General features: G+C 71.7%; 16 protein-coding genes. 5 read left to right on the top strand and 11 right to left on the bottom strand.

The genetic code is table 11. From position 1 onward, the window contains the following. Positions 1-245: 245 nt before the first annotated feature. Positions 246-1862 carry an MFS transporter gene (locus tag ACFVH5_RS21470; RefSeq protein WP_384807458.1) on the bottom strand — a complete coding sequence of 539 codons (1617 nt, stop codon included), beginning with the start codon at positions 1860-1862 and terminating at the stop codon, positions 246-248. Between the two features lie 134 nt (positions 1863-1996). Here ACFVH5_RS21470 and ACFVH5_RS21465 point away from each other — a divergent pair, with 134 nt between their 5' ends. From ACFVH5_RS21465 to ACFVH5_RS21455, 3 genes are all read left to right on the top strand, one after another. Further along, positions 1997-2665, top strand: a complete 669-nt coding sequence (locus ACFVH5_RS21465) for a TetR family transcriptional regulator (RefSeq protein WP_385835228.1) — start codon at positions 1997-1999, stop codon at positions 2663-2665. A gap of 173 nt (positions 2666-2838) precedes the next feature. Beyond that, the gene (locus ACFVH5_RS21460) at positions 2839-4062 is read left to right on the top strand and encodes an alpha/beta hydrolase (protein WP_384807455.1); all 1224 of its coding nucleotides are present in this window, start codon (positions 2839-2841) and stop codon (positions 4060-4062) included. A gap of 58 nt (positions 4063-4120) precedes the next feature. After that, positions 4121-5029: a DUF4429 domain-containing protein gene (locus ACFVH5_RS21455; RefSeq protein WP_385835237.1), complete on the top strand. Its 909-nt coding sequence runs from the start codon at positions 4121-4123 to the stop codon at positions 5027-5029. 285 nt (positions 5030-5314) lie between these two features. On the opposite strand, the gene ACFVH5_RS21450 is transcribed toward ACFVH5_RS21455, so the two are convergent. Continuing rightward, positions 5315-6331: an aldo/keto reductase gene (locus tag ACFVH5_RS21450; RefSeq protein WP_385835227.1), complete on the bottom strand. Its 1017-nt coding sequence runs from the start codon at positions 6329-6331 to the stop codon at positions 5315-5317. Then, positions 6328-6792, bottom strand: coding sequence for a MerR family transcriptional regulator (locus ACFVH5_RS21445; RefSeq protein WP_385835226.1), 465 nt, complete (start codon positions 6790-6792; stop codon positions 6328-6330). Before ACFVH5_RS21445 ends, ACFVH5_RS21450 begins: the two co-directional genes overlap by 4 nt. Positions 6793-6887: 95 nt before the next feature. On the opposite strand from ACFVH5_RS21445, the gene ACFVH5_RS21440 reads away from it, so the two are divergent. Next, positions 6888-7358, top strand: a complete 471-nt coding sequence (locus ACFVH5_RS21440) for a GNAT family N-acetyltransferase (protein ID WP_385835225.1) — start codon at positions 6888-6890, stop codon at positions 7356-7358. Positions 7359-7460: 102 nt separating this feature from the next. Continuing rightward, the gene (locus ACFVH5_RS21435) at positions 7461-8282 is read left to right on the top strand and encodes a serine hydrolase domain-containing protein (RefSeq protein WP_385835224.1); all 822 of its coding nucleotides are present in this window, start codon (positions 7461-7463) and stop codon (positions 8280-8282) included. Here ACFVH5_RS21435 and ACFVH5_RS21430 read toward each other — a convergent pair. From ACFVH5_RS21430 to ACFVH5_RS21395, 8 genes are all read right to left on the bottom strand, one after another. Further along, positions 8248-8709 carry a cupin domain-containing protein gene (locus tag ACFVH5_RS21430; RefSeq protein WP_385835223.1) on the bottom strand — a complete coding sequence of 154 codons (462 nt, stop codon included), beginning with the start codon at positions 8707-8709 and terminating at the stop codon, positions 8248-8250. The genes ACFVH5_RS21435 and ACFVH5_RS21430 overlap by 35 nt on opposite strands. Beyond that, positions 8706-9569 carry a cysteine hydrolase family protein gene (locus tag ACFVH5_RS21425; protein WP_385835222.1) on the bottom strand — a complete coding sequence of 288 codons (864 nt, stop codon included), beginning with the start codon at positions 9567-9569 and terminating at the stop codon, positions 8706-8708. Before ACFVH5_RS21425 ends, ACFVH5_RS21430 begins: the two co-directional genes overlap by 4 nt. Next, positions 9566-11233 carry an amidase gene (locus ACFVH5_RS21420; RefSeq protein ID WP_385835221.1) on the bottom strand — a complete coding sequence of 556 codons (1668 nt, stop codon included), beginning with the start codon at positions 11231-11233 and terminating at the stop codon, positions 9566-9568. Before ACFVH5_RS21420 ends, ACFVH5_RS21425 begins: the two co-directional genes overlap by 4 nt. Continuing rightward, entirely contained in the window at positions 11230-12309 is a 1080-nt protein-coding gene (locus tag ACFVH5_RS21415) for an acetamidase/formamidase family protein (RefSeq protein WP_385835220.1), read from the bottom strand. The genes ACFVH5_RS21420 and ACFVH5_RS21415 overlap by 4 nt, the downstream gene beginning before the upstream one ends. Further along, positions 12306-13805 (bottom strand): amidohydrolase family protein, encoded by a 1500-nt coding sequence (locus ACFVH5_RS21410; RefSeq protein WP_385835219.1) that lies wholly within the window; start codon positions 13803-13805, stop codon positions 12306-12308. The genes ACFVH5_RS21415 and ACFVH5_RS21410 overlap by 4 nt, the downstream gene beginning before the upstream one ends. Then, positions 13802-14605, bottom strand: a complete 804-nt coding sequence (locus tag ACFVH5_RS21405) for a creatininase family protein (RefSeq protein WP_385835218.1) — start codon at positions 14603-14605, stop codon at positions 13802-13804. The genes ACFVH5_RS21410 and ACFVH5_RS21405 overlap by 4 nt, the downstream gene beginning before the upstream one ends. Before the next feature lie 93 nt (positions 14606-14698). Then, the gene (locus tag ACFVH5_RS21400; RefSeq protein WP_385835217.1) at positions 14699-15553 is read right to left on the bottom strand and encodes an ABC transporter permease; all 855 of its coding nucleotides are present in this window, start codon (positions 15551-15553) and stop codon (positions 14699-14701) included. Further along, positions 15550-16323 carry an ABC transporter ATP-binding protein gene (locus ACFVH5_RS21395; protein WP_385835216.1) on the bottom strand — a complete coding sequence of 258 codons (774 nt, stop codon included), beginning with the start codon at positions 16321-16323 and terminating at the stop codon, positions 15550-15552. The genes ACFVH5_RS21400 and ACFVH5_RS21395 overlap by 4 nt, the downstream gene beginning before the upstream one ends. Positions 16324-16333: the final 10 nt, after the last annotated feature.

Below are 16333 nucleotides of genomic sequence, written 5' to 3'. Positions count from 1 at the left end.
TCGTCGGTGTTTTTTTTGTTTGGGTGGGGGGGGGGGGCTCCCCCCCGCCGGCTCCCCCCCGCCACTTCAACCGAACTGCCCGTTCCGTACAGATCAGTTGAGACCACTCTGACCTGGGATACGGGCGGTATGAAAGTCATACGTAGAGGTGTCACCCGGATAAGCGAAAACCCCGCCGAGCGAACTCGGCGGGGTGTAAAGGGATTCCGGAACCGGACTGGATGTACCGGACTCGATGTGCCGGACTAGATGTGGCCGACTCCCGCGCCCGCTTCCGCGTTGGCGCCCCTCTTGGTGAGGAAGGCGACGAAGACGGCGACGACGGCGACACCCGCCGCGACCAGGCTCGCCAGGCTCATGCCCGAGATGAACGTGTCGTGGGCGACATCCGTGATCTTCGCGGCGATCTCGGGCGGGGTGCCCGGGGCCACCGGCGGCGCGCCGACCTGCACCGCTTCCGCGGCCTGGTCCAGCTCGGCCGGGGAGAGCTCCGGGAGGCCCGCGGCGGCCCAGTTGCCCGCGAGGTCGTTGTCGACCTTGGAGGCCATCACCGCGCCCAGGACCGCGGTGCCGAGGCTGCCGCCGATCTGCATGGCCGCCTGCTGAAGGCCTCCCGCGACACCGGACAGCTCCATCGGCGCGTTGCCCACGATGACCTCGGTGGCGCCGACCATGACGGGCGCGAGGCCGAGGCCGAGCAGTCCGAACCAGATCGACATGAGCCCGCTGCCGGTGTCCGTCTCCAGGGTCGAGATGCCGAACATGGCGACGGCCGTGAACGCCATGCCGCCCGCGAGCGGCACGCGCGGTCCGGTCTTGCCGATCAGTGCGCCGGCCAGCGGCGAGCCGACGATCATCATGCCGGTGAGCGGCAGCAGATGCAGACCCGCGTCGATGGGGCTCATCCCGTGCACGTTCTGGAGGTAGAAGGTGACGAAGAACAGGCCGCCCATGAAGGCGATCGCCATGAGCACCATCAGGACCACACCGGCCGACAGCGGCACCGAGCGGAAGAGGGCGAGCGGGATGAGCGGTTCGCGCACCCGGTTCTCCCAGAACGCGAACAGCGCGAAGCCCACCACGGAGATACCGAGGAACGACCAGGTCAGCGCGGCTCCCCAGCCCCACGCGGGGGCCTTGATGAGCGCCCAGACCAGACAGAACATGGCGCCGGACAGCAGGCCGATGCCGAGCAGGTCGAAGGAGCGCGGCGCGTTCTTCGCCCGGTGGTCGGTGAGGATCACCGCGCCGAGGACGACCGCGAGGATGCCGACCGGCACGTTGATGAAGAAGACGGACTGCCAGCTCACGTGCTCGACGAGCACTCCGCCGAGGATCGGGCCGCCCGCGGTGGAGGCACCGATGACCATGCCCCAGATGCCGATCGCCATGTTCAGCTTCTCGGCCGGGAAGGTGGCCCGCAGCAGGCCGAGCGCGGCCGGCATCAGCAGCGCGCCGAACAGACCCTGGAGCACCCGGAAGACCACCACGAAGGCGATGCTGTCGGAGAGCCCGATGGCCCCCGAGGCCGCCGCGAAGCCGACCACGCCGATGAGGAAGGTCTGGCGGTGGCCGAACCGGTCGCCGAGCTTGCCCGCCGTGATCAGCGTGACGGCGAGCGCGAGGAAGTAGCCGTTCGTGATCCACTGGACGTCGGCGAAGGTGGCACCGAGGTCCTTCTGGATGGCCGGGTTCGCGATGGCCACGATGGTGCCGTCGAGGGCCACCATCATGACGCCGACGGCCACGGTGATGAGGGTGAACCACGGGTGGCCGCGCAGCCCCTCGGCCGGAGCCGGGCCGGAGGCGGCCGGGGCCTCGTCGGCGGGGCCCGTCTTGTCGACGGTGGTCTGACTAGTCATACGTTCGAGATTAGTGACAGCCGCTGACAATTGACAAACCAATTCACAATTCGGTAACTGACAAGTCATCCGCGGGCGGACACGCGCGACGGATGGTCACCTGGGCGCCTCCCGGGGGACGGGAAAGAGGACTCATGGACACGGCACCCCGACCGGGCCTGCGCGAGCGCAAGAAGCAGCGCACGCGGGACGCGCTGGTGCGGTCCGCCCTGGAACTGTTCACGGCCCAGGGGTACGAGCGGACGACCGTCGACGAGATCGTCGAGGCGGTCGACGTCTCCCAGCGCACCTTCTTCCGCTACTTCGCCGGCAAGGAGGAGGCCGCCTTCGCCGTCCAGGAGATGACGGAGTCGCACTTCCTCGACGCGGTACGCCAACGCCCGTCCCACGAAGCCCCCTTGGACGCGCTGCGCCGGGCCGTCATGGCGAGCTGGGACACCATCGGGGAGGCGATCGAGGCCGTCGTGCCGATCGAACTGCACATGCGCACCTACCAGTTGATCGAGTCGACCCCCGCGCTGCTCGCCACTCATCTGCGCCGCCACGAGGGACTGGAGGAGCAGCTGGCCCGGCTGATCGCGGACCGGGAGGGCGTCGACGTGGACGCCGATCCGCGCCCGCGCGTGGCGGTGGCCCTGTTCGGCGGGGTGATGCGGCTGGCGGCCCGCCGGTGGGGCGCGGGCGACGACTTCAGCGTGGCCGCGATGCGCGAGCTGACCGCCTCGTATCTCGACGGGATGAGGCCCGCGTTGATCGAGAACTGGCACACGCGTGACGGAAGCGACCACGGGGACGCGGAGTAACTCCTGCTGCACACAAAGTGGTGACCCTATGAGTACGGATCACCCCATGTGCGTACACAGTGTGATGGCCCGGCAAAGAGCAGGGCCACTTTGCCCCAATTACCCCAACGGAAACGTGATCCGCCTCACTCGGTTAACGCGAGACCCTCTCGTTCTCCTAGTGTGTCCTTTCAGTGACTTCCTTCGACTCCACCCCCCAACTCAACGTCTGGCGCATGTTGCTCGCGCTGGCCGTGGTGTTCGTGATGCTCGGGACCACCGGCTGGACCGCGGTACGCGGTCACAGAGGGGCGGCGACCCCGATCGCGGCCTCCCTCGCCGCCTGGGACCGCGGTCACATAGGCGGGCACCGGCTGCCGGACCCGGACGAGACGACGCCGATCCGGCTGGCCCAGTTCTTCGCCTCGCTCGACGCGCACCAGCGGACCCGGCTCGCCGCCCGCTATCCGCTCGCGGTCGGCAACATGAACGGGGCGCCGGTGGCCCTGCGCTACCGCGCCAACCGGATCGCCCTCGGCCAGGCACGCAAGGTCGAGATCGCCCGCATGCGTGACAAGCGGCTCTCCGCGATCGGCCAGCGCGACGCGGGCCGCCGGATGCACCGCTACCAGGCACTGATGGCCGGCGAGCGCCGCATCCTCGCCTTCGACCCGATGGGGTCGGGCCGCGTCGCGGAGGTCTTCGGAGACCTCGGCGGGGCCGAGCGGGTCTCGGTCGTGGTGCCCGGCGTCGACACCGACCTGCTGACCTTCCAGCGCACCGAGCGCCAGTACACCGCTCCGGTCGGCATGGCCAAGGCGCTGTACCGCGCCGAACGGGAGGCCAGCCCCCGGACACGTACCGCCGTGATCGCGTGGGCCGACTACACGACACCGAACGGGCTCGGCATGGACGCCGCCACCGGCACCCGCGCCGAGGAGGGCGCGGTCCGGCTCGACGCCCTCGTCCGCGCGCTGCCCGGCCGCTCACGGGTCGCGCTCTACTGCCACAGCTACGGATCCGTGGTCTGCGGTGTGGCCGCCCACTCGCTGCCGCCCCGGGTCTCCGACATAGCGGTGGCGGGCAGTCCGGGCATGCGGGTCGAACGGGCGGCGCAACTGCGCACCGCGGCCCGGGTGTGGGCCGTACGTGACTCCGACGACTGGATCCAGGACGTACCGCATCTGGAGGTCGGCGGGCTCGGTCACGGCGCCGACCCGATGTCCTCGGACTTCGGCGCGCGGGTGCTGTCCGCGCGCGGGGCGAAGGGACACACCGGGTATTTCGAGCCCGGGACCGACAGCCTGCGGAATTTCGCCGAGATCGGTATTGGCGCGTACCGCGCGGTCAGCTGCGCGCACGACGACGACGTGTGCCGGGAGGGTCTGCCCGGCACCGCTGAAGCCGGACGCGCGTAGAGGACGAAGAAAGTGCGGGCCGCTCAGGGAGGGGACTAGGAAGCGCATGCCGCATACGATGGCCCGCATGGGTGACGTACTGGCCGGATTTCATGCCGCCTGGGAGTTCGATTCCGACTCCGTGCTCATCCGCTTCGAACGGGGGATCCGCACACCGAAGCTGTTCCAGGCGCTCGGTGAGCGGCGCATCCCGCTCGACGCGATCGCGTCGGTGACGCTGACGCCCGGCAAGCGCGGGACGGTCGTCCTGCGTGCCGAGCCGCGGCCGGGCGCCGATCCGTTGATGGAGGCGGCCGCGGGGCAGCTGAGGGACGTGTGCGACCCGTACCGGCTCGTGCTGCCCGCCGAGCGCGAGACGCTCGCCGAGTACTACGCGGACGAGCTGCGCGCGATGCTCGGGCCGCCCGACGCGGATCCGGTGGAACGCTATCTGGTGCGGGCACCGGAGACGCCGCTCCAGTTCAAGGCGTACGACGGGAAGGCGTCCTTCGACGGGAAGTCCGTGGCCTTCCGGTGGTTCTGGACGGGGGCCTCGTCCGCGAAGTGGAAGGCCGGCGACCAGACGTTCGCCGTCGCCGACCTGTGCGGGGTGGAGTGGCGCTCGCCCGAGATCTTCGAGGGGCACCTGCGGCTGCTGCGCCGTGAGGCGGGGGGTGCGGGCGCGCAGCCGGGGCAGGCGGATCAGGATCCGGCCGCGGTCGTGTTCGGGCTGGGGTACGGGCCGGTGCACGAGTCACTGCCGTTCGCGGCGGCCGTGCTGGCGGCCGCGCGGTCCGGGGGGCCTGCGGTGCTGCCCGACGTGGCGTCGGGGCCGGCCGCCGGGGCGGTCGCGGTGGCCCCGCGGGCCCGGCGCGATCCGGCGGACATCGCCGAACGCATCCGGCACCTCGGTGAGCTGCATGAGGCGGGGCTTGTGACGGACGACGAGTTCTCGGTCAAGAAAGCGGAGCTTCTGGCGGAGCTCTGACGGTTCCGCCGCCGGGTCGTCCGCGGGCCGGCGGGGGCTTGTCGCGCAGTTCCCCCGCGCCCCTTGAACAAACGGGGCCGGTTCGTCGGGTGCCAGCACATCGTGGCTGAGCGCGCAGTTCCCCGCGCCCCTGAAAAGCGGGGCTGCGCCCCTGCTTTTCGTCGCCCGGGCCGCAGGGGAACCATGGCGCTCAGCCACGTGCTTTCAGGGGCGCGGGGAACTGCGCGACAAGCCCCCACCGGGCCGCACCCGACGAACCGGCCCCGCCCCGCCCCGCAGGCCGCGCTACTCCCGGCCCGCCGAGGCGAACGTCATGTCCGCGTAGCGCGTGCCCGCGACGTCGGCTGCGATCGCGTTCAGGACGTCGAGATCGGAATCGGTCAGAGCGATCCGCGTCGCCGCCGTGTTCTCCTCCACCCGCGTACGCCGACGCGTACCCGGAATCGGCACGACAGTCAGCCCGTGCACCGCCGCCTGCCGATGCACCCAGGCGAGCGCGATCTGCCCCACGGACGCCCCGTGCGCCTCGGCGACCGTACGGATCGAGTCGAGCAGGGCCGCGTTCCTCGCCGCGTTGTCGCCCGTGAAACGGGGCTGCTGACGCCGGAAGTCACCCGCGGTCAGCTCCTTGTCGGCGTCCGTGAAGGAGCCGGTGAGGAAGCCGCGCCCGAGCGGGGAGTACGGGACCAGGGTCACGCCCAGCTCACGGGCCGCCGGCACGACCCCCGCCTCGATGTCCCGGCTGAACAGCGACCACTCCGACTGCACGGCCGCGATCGGATGCACGGCCTGCGCGGCCCGCAGCTCCCCGCCCGTCACCTCGCTGAGACCGAGCTGCTTGACCTTGCCCTCGCGGACCAGCTCGGCCATCACGCCGACGGTCTCCTCGATGGGGACGTTCACATCGCGGCGGTGCATGTAGTAGAGGTCGATCACGTCGACGTCGAGGCGCTTGAGGCTCGCTTCGACCGCCTGCCGGATGTACGGGCCGTCGTTGCGGATGATCCGCCGCGTCGGCTCGTCCGGCGGGATCGTCATGGCGAACTTCGTCGCGATGACCACCTCGTCGCGGTGCGCCGCGACGAACGGCGCCAGGAACCGCTCGTTCTCCCCCTGCCCGTAGGCGTCCGCCGTGTCGTAGTGGGTGACGCCCAGCTCCAGCGCGCGCTCCAGCGTGGCCCGGGCCTCCTCGGCGTCCGTCGGACCGTACGCGAAGCTCATGCCCATGCAGCCGAGTCCCTGCACGCCGACCTCGGGGCCGCCCGTGCCGAGCGGTGCCTTCGCGATCCTGCTGTCCGTCATCGGGACCTCTCCGACGCCAGGGCCTGCCCGGCGTCCGCATAGAAATTGATCTTCCGGTCGAGCACGGCGAGGGTGTCCTGCAGCTCGGCGATCCGGGCCCGCACGTCCCGCCGCGTCGCTTCGAGCAGCTCGAAGCGGTCCGCGTACGTCTCGTCGCCCGCGCGCACCATCTCCGCGTACCGCACCATGTCGGCGACCGGCATCCCGGTCAGCCGCAGCTTGCCGACGAGGTCGAGCCAGTCGAGGTCGCGGTTGCTGTAGCGGCGCTGGCCCGTGTGCGATCGGTCGATGTGCGGCATCAGCCCGATCCGCTCGTACCAGCGGAGCGTGTGCGCCGTCAGGCCGGTGAACGCGACGACCTCGCTGATCGTGTACTGGTCCCGGCCGTCGGGGCGCCTCAGCGTCCGCGGCGGGGCTACGCAGATGTCGGTCCCGGGCTCCGTGGTCTCCATCACCGTCATGGCCCCCACGCTAAAACCTTGGAGTGCACTCCAAGCAAGCGGACGCGGATGAAATTCCGGCGACACGGGGCGCCGCGGTGGCTAGCGTGCCGATCATGAGCCTTGTACGCCGGGCCGTGCCCGAGGACGCCGAGGAACTGCTCCGACTGCGTCAGGTGCTGATCGACTCGATGCCCGGGGCGGACACGTCCACCGGCTGGCACGCCGAGTCCCTGGCCACCGTACGGGGTCGGCTGGCCGATCCCGACGGGGGTTTCGCGGCCTTCGTCGTCGATCATCCCGAGCGGGTGGGGGCGCTGGCCGCGCTGGTGGCGGGGACCCTGGAGTACCGGATCGGGCGGCCCGGGAATCCGCACGGGCGGATCGGTTACGTGTTCAGTGTCGCGACGGATCCCGGTGCGCGGCGGCGGGGGTACGCGCGGGCCTGCATGGAGGAGCTGGTGGCGTGGTTCCGGGAGCGGGGAGTCGGGCAGATCGATCTGACCGCCTCGGCGGAGGCCGCGCCGCTGTACGAGTCGATGGGGTTCGTCCGGACTCCGGATCCGTTGATGCGGTTCAAGTTCTGACCGGGGGTGGGCGGGTGCGGGTCCGGTGGGGGCCGGTCGCGCAGTTCCCCGCGCCCCTGAAGACGGAACCCGTGCCTTCACCGTGGTCGTAGGCTCTTGCTCATGTCTTTGGAGAGTCTCGCGCTGATCGAGAAGTGGCCCGTCCCCACCGCCGCCGCGGCTGTCGTGCGGGCGGACGGCACCCTGCTCGGGGCCCACGGCCCCACCGCACAGCCCTTCGCGCTGGCCTCGGTCACCAAACCCCTCGCCGCCTACGCCGTGCTCGTCGCGTACGAGGAAGGGGCCGTCGAGCTGGACGAGGCGGCCGGGCCGGAGGGGGCCACCGTGCGGCATCTGCTCGCGCACACGAGCGGCCTCGCCTTCGACGAGCACCGGGTGACGGCTCCGCCCGGACAGCGGCGGCTGTACTCCAACGCCGGGTTCGAGCAGTTGGGCGAGCACGTCGCGAAGGCGACGGAGATTCCCTTCGGCGAGTATCTGAAGCAGGCCGTGCTCGAACCGCTCGGGATGACGTCGACGACCCTCGACGGCTCCCCCGCGAAGGACGGCGTCTCGACCGTCGACGACCTGGTCCGGTTCGCCGCCGAGGTGCAGGCGCCGCGGCTGCTCGACCCGCGCACGGTGGCCGAGGCGATGACCGTGCAGTACCCGGGGACGAAGGGCGTCCTGCCGGGCTACGGCCACCAGAACCCGAACGACTGGGGTCTGGGATTCGAGATCCGTGACTCCAAGTCGCCCCACTGGACGGGCGGTTCGTCCTCCCCGCGCACCTTCGGCCACTTCGGTCAGTCCGGTACGTTCCTGTGGATCGACCCGGACGCGGGGCTCGCGTGCGTGGCCCTGACGGACCGGGCGTTCGGCACCTGGGCGACGGAGGTCTGGCCCGCGTTCACGGACGCGGTCCTGGCCGAACCGGGCCGCTGAGCACCGCCCGGTCGGCGTCGTCCCAGGCCGAGTCCGTCCCCGCGGTGACGAGCGAGGCGAAGCCGCCGGGCATGGCCCCGCCGTCCTCGGCCATGATCGTGACGGTGTACATGCGTTCCGTGGCCGAGGTGTTCTCGATGCGGTGGAGCGAACCCGGCGGCAGGACGAGGACGTCCCCGGGGCCGATCGGCACGGCGTGCTCGTCGCTGTGGGCGGTGCCGTGGCCGGCGAGGACCACGAAGATCTCGGTGGACTCGGGGTGGGAGTTGTCGGGCTGGGCACCGCCGGGCTCCCAGACCTCGTAGAACACGCTGGTCGGCGAGTTGTCGGCCGGGCCCGCCAGCAGGGCGAGCCGGACCGTGTCCGTGGGTGAGATCAACTGCGGTGTCACCTGGTCCAGGCGGCGGAGGATGGGCGGGGTGCTCATACGGTGTCCTCGGGGTTCGGGGCGGTCGGATCGGCGGGCTCCGCCGTGAGGGCGTCCAGCAGGTCGGGGGTCGACGCGGTGAAGCCGTAGCACTGGCGGACGTTGTAGAGGGTCGCGTCGTGGCAGTAGGACGGCGAGGTCGTGGCGGACGCGTCGTCGAGCATGACGACGTCGTAGCCCAGGCACGCGGCGTCGATGAGCGTGGCGTACACGCACTGGTCGGAGTTGACGCCGGCGAACACCAGCGTGTCCACGCGCAGATTGCGCAGGACACTGTCGAGCGGGGTGTCCCAGAAACCGCTCATCCGGTACTTGTCCACATGGAGGTCACCGGGCTCGGCGCTCACCCCGTCCACGAGGGCGGCGCCCCAGCTGTCCTTGGTCAGCACGGGGGCGCCCGAGGGTGCCGTGCGGGAGCCGATGCCCTCGCCGGTGCCCCGCGGGTCGTAGACGTGGGCCACGCCCGGCGGCAGGTTGGCCTGGTCGGGGCGGTTGCCCCAGTTCAGCCAGATGACGGGTATCCCGGCGGCGCGTGCGCCGGTGACCGCCCGCGCGCCGAGGCCGATGGCCGGTGCCAGGACCGACACGTCGACGCCGATACCGGCCAGCCAGCCGTCGGCGGCGCAGAAGTCGTTCTGCAGGTCCACGACGATGACGGCGGTGCGTGACGGGTCGAGGGTCAGGGGCGCCGGCAGGGCGGGAAGGGTGACGGACCGTTCGGGCAGGTGCGGGCGGTGCAGGTCCACCCTCCCGGCGACGCCGGTGCCGTTGCTGGTGCTGGTGCCGGGGAACTGCCAGCGGTTGCGGTGCCGCAGGGGTGCGCGGCCGTCGGGGACGACCGCCTCGGTACGGGTGTTCATCGACGGGCCTCCGGACCGGCGGCGAGGGCGAGCAGGGCGTGGTCCGTGCCGGGCGCGCCCAGCAGGCACACACCGGCCGGGCGGCCGTCGGCCAGTCGCAGCAGGGGCAGGGACAGGGCGGGCGCCCCGGCGAGCCCGGCGAGGCAGGTCATGCGCAGGGTCGCCGCCCGCTCCGCCTCGATCCGCTCACCGGTCGCGGTGCGCCCCGGCGCCGGACCGGACGCCGAGGGGATCACCAGTACGGTGCCGGTCAGCCGGGTCCGAAGCTGTTCGCGGGCCTCGGCGACGACCTCGCGCGCCTGGTCCGCCTGCCGTTCGGTCACCTCGGCCGCCTGCGCGAACCGGCTGCCGACATCCGCGCCGAGCGCACCCGGACGAGCCGTGATCCACGCGCCGTGGGCCTGCCACGCCTCCCACGCCTGGACCGTACGGAAGGCGGTGAACCACCTTTCCAGCACGGGGAGTTCCAGATCGTCCGACTCCGGCGGCGGGAGCCTTCCCGCGTCGCACAGGGCCTCGACGGTGGAGGCGAAGGCGGTCCGTACCTCCGTGCTCGCGAGTTCCTCCAGCACCGGCAGCCGTACCGTGCGGCGAGCGGCCACCGCGTCGTCCCCGCCCGGCTGCGGCGGCCCGAGCAGGGCCTCGGCGACCAGGGCGGAGGTGCGCACGTCGCGTGTGAGCCAGCCCACCGTGTCGAAGGACGGGGCCAGCGGCAGGACACCGGCCGTACTGATGGCGCCGTGCGTCGTACGCAGTCCGACCAGGCCCTGGTAGGAGGCCGGTACCCGGATCGAGCCCGCCGTGTCGGTGCCCAGGCCCACGTCCGCCTGGCCGAGTGCGACGGCGGCGGCCGGGCCGCTGGTGGACCCGCCGCTGACGCTGCCGGGGGCCGCCGGGTTCGGCGGTGTCCCGTAGTGCGCGTTGGTTCCGGCGAGGCTGTAGGCGAACTCGTCGGTGCGGGCGATGCCGACCGCATGGGCACCGGCTTCGAGGAGCGCGGCGACGGCGGGAGCCGTGTCCGTACGCGGGCGCTGTTCGGCGAGCCAGGCGGGCACTCCCGCGCCGACCGGGTGGCCCGCGACGTCGAACAGGTCCTTCACGGCGAGGCCGTACCCGTCCAGCGGACCGGGTGCCGTGGCCGCCGCCAGCGGATCTCCGACGGTCCGCCAGACCGTACGGTCGAAGGCGCCTGGCCCGGCGCCCGACCCGGCCCCGGAACCCGGCTGCGGGGCAGCGGTCGGCAGGCTCACATGGGCCGCGGCGACGGCCCAGCGGTCGCCGTCGAGCAGCCGCCACAGCTGGGTCTGCAGGCCGGTGGCGTCGCCGTCGCGGGTGCTCGCCATCAGCAGGGCCGCGTCGGGCGCGACCACCTGGACGTGCAGTTGGACGACGGCCCGGGTGGGGACCTTGGCGCGGGCCGAGCGGAAGCCCGCGATGGCGTCGTGGCCGACGAGGAGCGTGCGGCCGTCGCCCCTGATGGTGTGCGGGCCCGGCATGAACAGTTCGTCGAGGGTCGGGCGGTCGTTGGCCAGCAGGGCCGTGTCGTAGCGCCAGAAGGCGTCGAGCAGTCCGTCCGGCACCGCGTCGGGTGCGATCACCTCACACGCGTCGGCGACAGTGGTCGCTGTGCCCGTCGTGTCTGTCGTGCTTGTGTGCGTCGTCACCACGCACCTCCTTCCACCAGGGCGAAGTCCGAGAGTCTGATGCGGGCGTGGACGCCCTTGACGACGTCCACCACCTGCGAGATGTCGAAGTCGGTCGCGGCGCTCAGGTACGCGTACGCCAGCTCGGGAGCCATGCCGAAGGACGCGCCCAGCACTTCCAGGGCGTTGCGGGCGCAGGCGGCGACCGCCTCGTCCAGGTCGGGGTCGAGGCCGGTCGGCACGAGGAACTGAGGGGTACGGGCCACGGGGCCGCGGGCCGCGCCGAAGAGTTCCGCGGCCCGTGCCGCGGGCACGACGTCGAACGTCAGCGTGGCGCGCAGCGGCGCTTCGAGGGCGGTCAACGCGATCTCGCCGTTGCCCTGCGCCAGATGCGGGTCCCCGGCGTAGAAGCCGGCGCCCGGTACCTGCACCGGCAGGTAGAGGGTGCTGCCCTCGCGCAGCAGCGAAATGTCGAGGTTCCCGCCGTGCAGGCCCGGCGGGGTGGAGTGCAGCCGCTCGGGGCCGGGTGTGGCCACACCCATCACGCCGAGGAAGGGCGCGAGCGGGAAGCGGACGGGTCGTTCCGTCGCGCCGGGGACGAGCGGCAGGGTCGCCAGCGCGGTGGCCGGGTCCGCCCCGTTCAGCCCGAGCACCGAGCAGAACACGCTGGTCAGCGGGGAGTTCGAGGGGAAGGACTCGGGGAGCAGGCCCTTGGCGTGACGGCTGGAGATCACACCGTACGAGGTGCGCGGCAGGAGCCGGTCGACGTGGACGGCCAGATAGTCGCCGACCTCGGCGCCGCGTATCTCGATCGGTCCGGTGACGATGTGCGGGCCGTCGGCGGGGGTGTGCGCGGCGTTCGAGGCGATCGCGACGGTGTCGGCCAGGACGTCCTCGGGGGCGACTCCGTGGCGGCCGAAGAAGGTGACGGGGTCACGGCCCTGGTCCTCCATGACGCCCTCGTGGCTGACGGTGTCCAGGGTGATCTGCTCGCCCGGCTCGACGGAGAGCACCGGGGCGTCGTCACCGCTGGGCAGGCGGCCCCACAGGGTCGTGGCCACCGTGGCACCGAGGTGCCGGCGTACGGCGGTCGTCATCGTTCCTCCGCGTGGTTCATGGGGTGCAGGGCGCCACGCGGGTGCGCGGCGGTCGGGACGGGAGCGGTCGGGACGGGAGCGGTCGGGACAGGAGTGGTCCGGGCGGGTGCGGTCAGGACGGGTGCGGGAAGCCCTCGGTCGTGTGCCGCGCGGGCCGTCCGGGCGTGCGTCTCCGCCGTGGCGTCGGCCGCCAGCGGATGCGCGGGCCGGCCGTCGGCGACGACCCGCCGCCCGCCCACGTACACCTCCTTGAGGTTGCGCGGTCCGCAGGCCAGGACGTATCCCGCGTACGCGTCCCAGACCGGACCGGTGTCGGGGTCGGCCGGGTCGACCACCAGGAAGTCGGCGAACTTGCCCGGTTCGAGGCTGCCGATCCGGTCGTCGGCGCCGAGCACCTCGGCCGAGCCGAGGGTGTGCAGGCGCAGTACCTCGCGCGGCATCATGACCGACGCCCGGGAGTGCGCGGCGCGCAGCGCGTACATGCCGATCCGCATGTTCTGGAAGGGGTCGGAGACATCCGTGCAGGACTGGTCGTCCAGGCCCATGCCGACGCGGATGCCGCGCTCGCGGTAGCGGGCGATGTCGGCGAATCCGGAGCCCAGCCGCCCGTTGGAGGCCGGCTGCCACACGACGGCGCTGCCACTGGCCGCCACCGCGTCGATCATCTCGTCGGTGGGGTGGACGAAGTGCCCGAACAGCATGTCAGGTCCCAGCGCCCCGGCCTTCGCGTACCAGTCGAACTTGGCCTGCTGGGCCTCGATGTTCTCGGCCGTCTCCACGAAGTGCGCCTGGTTGAGCACCCCGTGGTGCCGCATGGTCTCGGCTTCCAGGGCCGCCGTGTCCGGCGAGTCCGACCACTGCACGGCGCCGTAGACGGAGACGCCGAGGAAGGCGTCCCGCGGGATGCGTCCGCGTGCCTCGCCGGCCATCCCGGCGAAGTTGTCGCGGGCACCGTCGGGTCCGAACTCCTGGTCGTCCAGGCGGATCGCGGTCATCACGCGCAGCCCGGAGCGGGCCGCGGCGTCGAACTGGCGGGTGAGGAACTCCTCGGGGTGGACGGCACCCGGCACATCGCGGTGGGTGTCCCGGTCGTACATCCACAGCACCCGGTTCTGGGCGAAGTTGTACGCCGAGGTGATGCCGTTGCCGAGGAAGTCCAGGCAGCCGTGCAGGGCGAACCAGTACATGTCCTCGGGCCCGGCGCCGAGCAGGATGTCGTTGTTGGCGCGCACCCAGGGGTAGAGCGTCTCCCCCGCCGCGAGTCCGCGCAGTCCCGAGGTGTGCAGGTGACTGTGGGCGGAGACGAACCCGGGGGCGACGATCTTCCCGGACGCGTCGAGCACGGTGCCTTCGAGGGCCGGGGGTTCGCCGGGGCCGATGCCGGTGATGCGGCCGTCGCCGCCGACCGTGAACCATCCGGTGAAGGGGTCCTGGCCGTCGGCCATGGTGAGCAACAGGGCACCGACGACAGTCAGTTCGGTCGGCCCGGCCGTCATGCGGTGCTCCCGTCGAGCGCGGGGAACGCGAAGTCCCGTACCTCGGTGAGTGCTTCCGCGAGCAGGCCGCTCCAGTGGTCCAGGAGCAGTCTGCCGGTGTCGGCGTTCGCCCCGGTCGGGTCGCCGACGACACCGGAGGCCGACACGTCGTCGATCAGCCAGGCGGTGGGGACCACGCCCTCCAGGGTGAGGTGCTTCTGCGCGCGGTAGAACGCGCCGACCGTCAGTCCGTCCGCGACCGCCTTGTCCGGCTTGACGAGTTCCGGTGCGATCGCCATCACCAGGGAGGTCTCCAGGAAGCCGCCGTGGATGCCGAAGGGGTCGGGGTCCTCCACCGTGTCCGGGAGGGCGAACCGCGACGGCATGACGGAGAAGACCTCCAGGCCGAAGCGGTGCCGGATGTCGCGTGACACCACGTCCAGGAGACTCGGCTGGCCGCCGTGGCCGTTGACGAAGACGAGTTTGCGCACTCCGCCGGCGGCGAGCGATTCGCCGAGGTCCAGGCAGACCGACAGCAGGGTGTTCGTGGACATGGCGATGGTTCCGGCGCGGCCCAGGTGCTCGGTGGACTTGCCGTAGTGCAGGGTCGGCAGGACCCAGGTGCCGCTGTCGGGGCCGAGCCGGCGCACCGCGCTGCGGGCGATGGTCTCGGCGGTCAACGCGTCGGTGATCAGCGGCAGATGGGCGCCGTGCTGTTCCACCGCTCCGATCGGCTGGACCACCACGGTGCGGTCCTTGGCGAGGCCCGCGACGTCCTCGGTGGTGAGGTCGGCCCACATGCGGGTGCTGTCGTCGTTCATGGTGATTTCCTGTCGTTCTTCTTCGGCGGGCTTCAGCGGGCTTCGGCTGGCTGTGCCGGGCTTCGGCGGACGGCCCGTCCTGCGGTCGGCGGCCTATTCGTCGGTCGGCAGCGCCGACTCGTGCCACTTGCCGAGCAGGAACCTCTCGGCGCCCACGACGACCGCGAACAGCAGCAGCGACACGACACTCGCGCCGAACACCGCGAGGAACAGCTGAGGCGTACGCAGCTGCACCGCGCTCTCGGTGATGACGTACCCCAGGCCGCCCGCACCGCCGCCGACACCGGCCACGAACTCGCCGACGATCGCGCCGATCACGGAGGCACCGGCGGCGACCCGCAGTCCGGTCAAAATCTCCGGCAGCGCGCCCGGCAGCCGCAGGAACAGCAGTTGGACGCGGGCGGGGGCGCCTGCCATCGAGTAGAGCTGGACCAGGTTGCGGTCGATGGACTTCAGTCCCTGGAGGGTGTTCGCGGCCACCGGGAACAGCGCGATCATCGCGGCCACCATGGTGTTGGTGGCCATGCCGGGGCCGAGCCACACCACGAACAGCGGCGCGATGGCCACGATCGGGATGGTCTGGAGCAGGATCAGGTAGGGGTACAGGCTGCGTTCCATCAGCCGCCAGCGCCCCATCACCAGCGCGCTGCTCACGCCGACCACCGCCGCGAGCACGAAGCCGAGCACCGACTCGCGCAGGGTCACCCAGGTCGGGGTGAGGACGGAGTCGGCCTCGTGCAGAACCGTGTCCACCATCGTCATGGGCGAGGGCAGCATGTAACCGGGGATGTCGAAGGCGACGATCACGAGCTGCCACAGGGCGATCATCACCACCAGTGCGCCCAGCGGCGGCAGTACGGTCCGCAGGGCCACGGGCCGTCCGGCGCGCGGGGACTTGGCGGGCTGCGCGTCCTCGACGGAGGTCCGCGCGGTGTCGAGCACGGTCATATCCCCGCGCCTCCCAGCATGGTCGAGATCTCGGTGCGCAGTTCCCGCAGTGCGGCGTCGTCGCGCGGGGCGGCGGGGTCCGTGGTGGGCGGGCTCGGGGAGCGGAACACCTCGATGACGCACCCCGGGCCCGTGCCCATCACGGCCACCTGATGGCCGAGGCGTACGGCCTCGGGGATGGAGTGGGTGACGAACATGACGGTGACCTGGCGGGTGCGCCACAGGTGGAGCAGTTCGACGCCCATCTTCTCCCGGTTGAACTCGTCCAGGGCGGCGAACGGCTCGTCCATCAGCAGCAGTTCGGGGTCGCTGGTGAGGGACCGGGCGAGCGAGGCGCGCATCTTCATGCCGCCGGACAGCTCCCGCGGGTAGGACTTCTCGAAGCCCTGGAGGCCGACCAGGTCGATCGCCTTCTGTGCGCGTTCGCGCCGTTCGGCGCGGGGTACGCCCTGGAGTCTGGCGACGAGTTCGACGTTGGCCCGGATCGAGCGCCAGGCCAGCAGGGTCGGGTCCTGGAAGACGTACGACATGCGGTCGGTGCGGCGGTTCATGGTGCCGCTGGTCGGGGCGGTCAGGCCGGCCGCCATGCGCAGCAGGGTCGACTTGCCGCAGCCGGAGGGGCCGACCAGGGCGGTGATCTCGGACCGGGGCAGCCGCAGGTCGATGGGGGCCAGGGCGCGGAAGCCGCTGTTGTAGACCTTGTCCGCGCCGTCGAAGTCGACCAGCGGGCCGAGGTCCGCGGCGGGGTCGTGCACGGTGGCTGTACTCATGGGTGTCGCT

Source organism: Streptomyces sp. NPDC127119, assembly GCF_042677425.1.
In the GTDB taxonomy this organism is placed as follows: domain Bacteria; phylum Actinomycetota; class Actinomycetes; order Streptomycetales; family Streptomycetaceae; genus Streptomyces.
The sequence above is the reverse complement of the archived record's forward strand: the minus strand, read 5'-3'. Positions and strand labels throughout refer to the sequence as shown.

Bases quoted from the DNA above. Each gene is read 5' to 3' on its own strand.
- ACFVH5_RS21470 (WP_384807458.1), bottom strand. From the start codon at position 1,862: ATGACTAGTCAGACCACCGTCGACAAGACGGGCCCCGCCGACGAGGCC.
- ACFVH5_RS21465 (WP_385835228.1), top strand. From the start codon at position 1,997: ATGGACACGGCACCCCGACCGGGCCTGCGCGAGCGCAAGAAGCAGCGC.
- ACFVH5_RS21455 (WP_385835237.1), top strand. From the start codon at position 4,121: ATGGCCCGCATGGGTGACGTACTGGCCGGATTTCATGCCGCCTGGGAG.
- ACFVH5_RS21450 (WP_385835227.1), bottom strand. From the start codon at position 6,331: ATGACGGACAGCAGGATCGCGAAGGCACCGCTCGGCACGGGCGGCCCC.
- ACFVH5_RS21445 (WP_385835226.1), bottom strand. From the start codon at position 6,792: ATGACGGTGATGGAGACCACGGAGCCCGGGACCGACATCTGCGTAGCC.
- ACFVH5_RS21440 (WP_385835225.1), top strand. From the start codon at position 6,888: ATGAGCCTTGTACGCCGGGCCGTGCCCGAGGACGCCGAGGAACTGCTC.
- ACFVH5_RS21435 (WP_385835224.1), top strand. From the start codon at position 7,461: ATGTCTTTGGAGAGTCTCGCGCTGATCGAGAAGTGGCCCGTCCCCACC.
- ACFVH5_RS21430 (WP_385835223.1), bottom strand. From the start codon at position 8,709: ATGAGCACCCCGCCCATCCTCCGCCGCCTGGACCAGGTGACACCGCAG.
- ACFVH5_RS21425 (WP_385835222.1), bottom strand. From the start codon at position 9,569: ATGAACACCCGTACCGAGGCGGTCGTCCCCGACGGCCGCGCACCCCTG.
- ACFVH5_RS21415 (WP_385835220.1), bottom strand. From the start codon at position 12,309: ATGACGACCGCCGTACGCCGGCACCTCGGTGCCACGGTGGCCACGACC.
- ACFVH5_RS21410 (WP_385835219.1), bottom strand. From the start codon at position 13,805: ATGACGGCCGGGCCGACCGAACTGACTGTCGTCGGTGCCCTGTTGCTC.
- ACFVH5_RS21405 (WP_385835218.1), bottom strand. From the start codon at position 14,605: ATGAACGACGACAGCACCCGCATGTGGGCCGACCTCACCACCGAGGAC.
- ACFVH5_RS21400 (WP_385835217.1), bottom strand. From the start codon at position 15,553: ATGACCGTGCTCGACACCGCGCGGACCTCCGTCGAGGACGCGCAGCCC.
- ACFVH5_RS21395 (WP_385835216.1), bottom strand. From the start codon at position 16,323: ATGAGTACAGCCACCGTGCACGACCCCGCCGCGGACCTCGGCCCGCTG.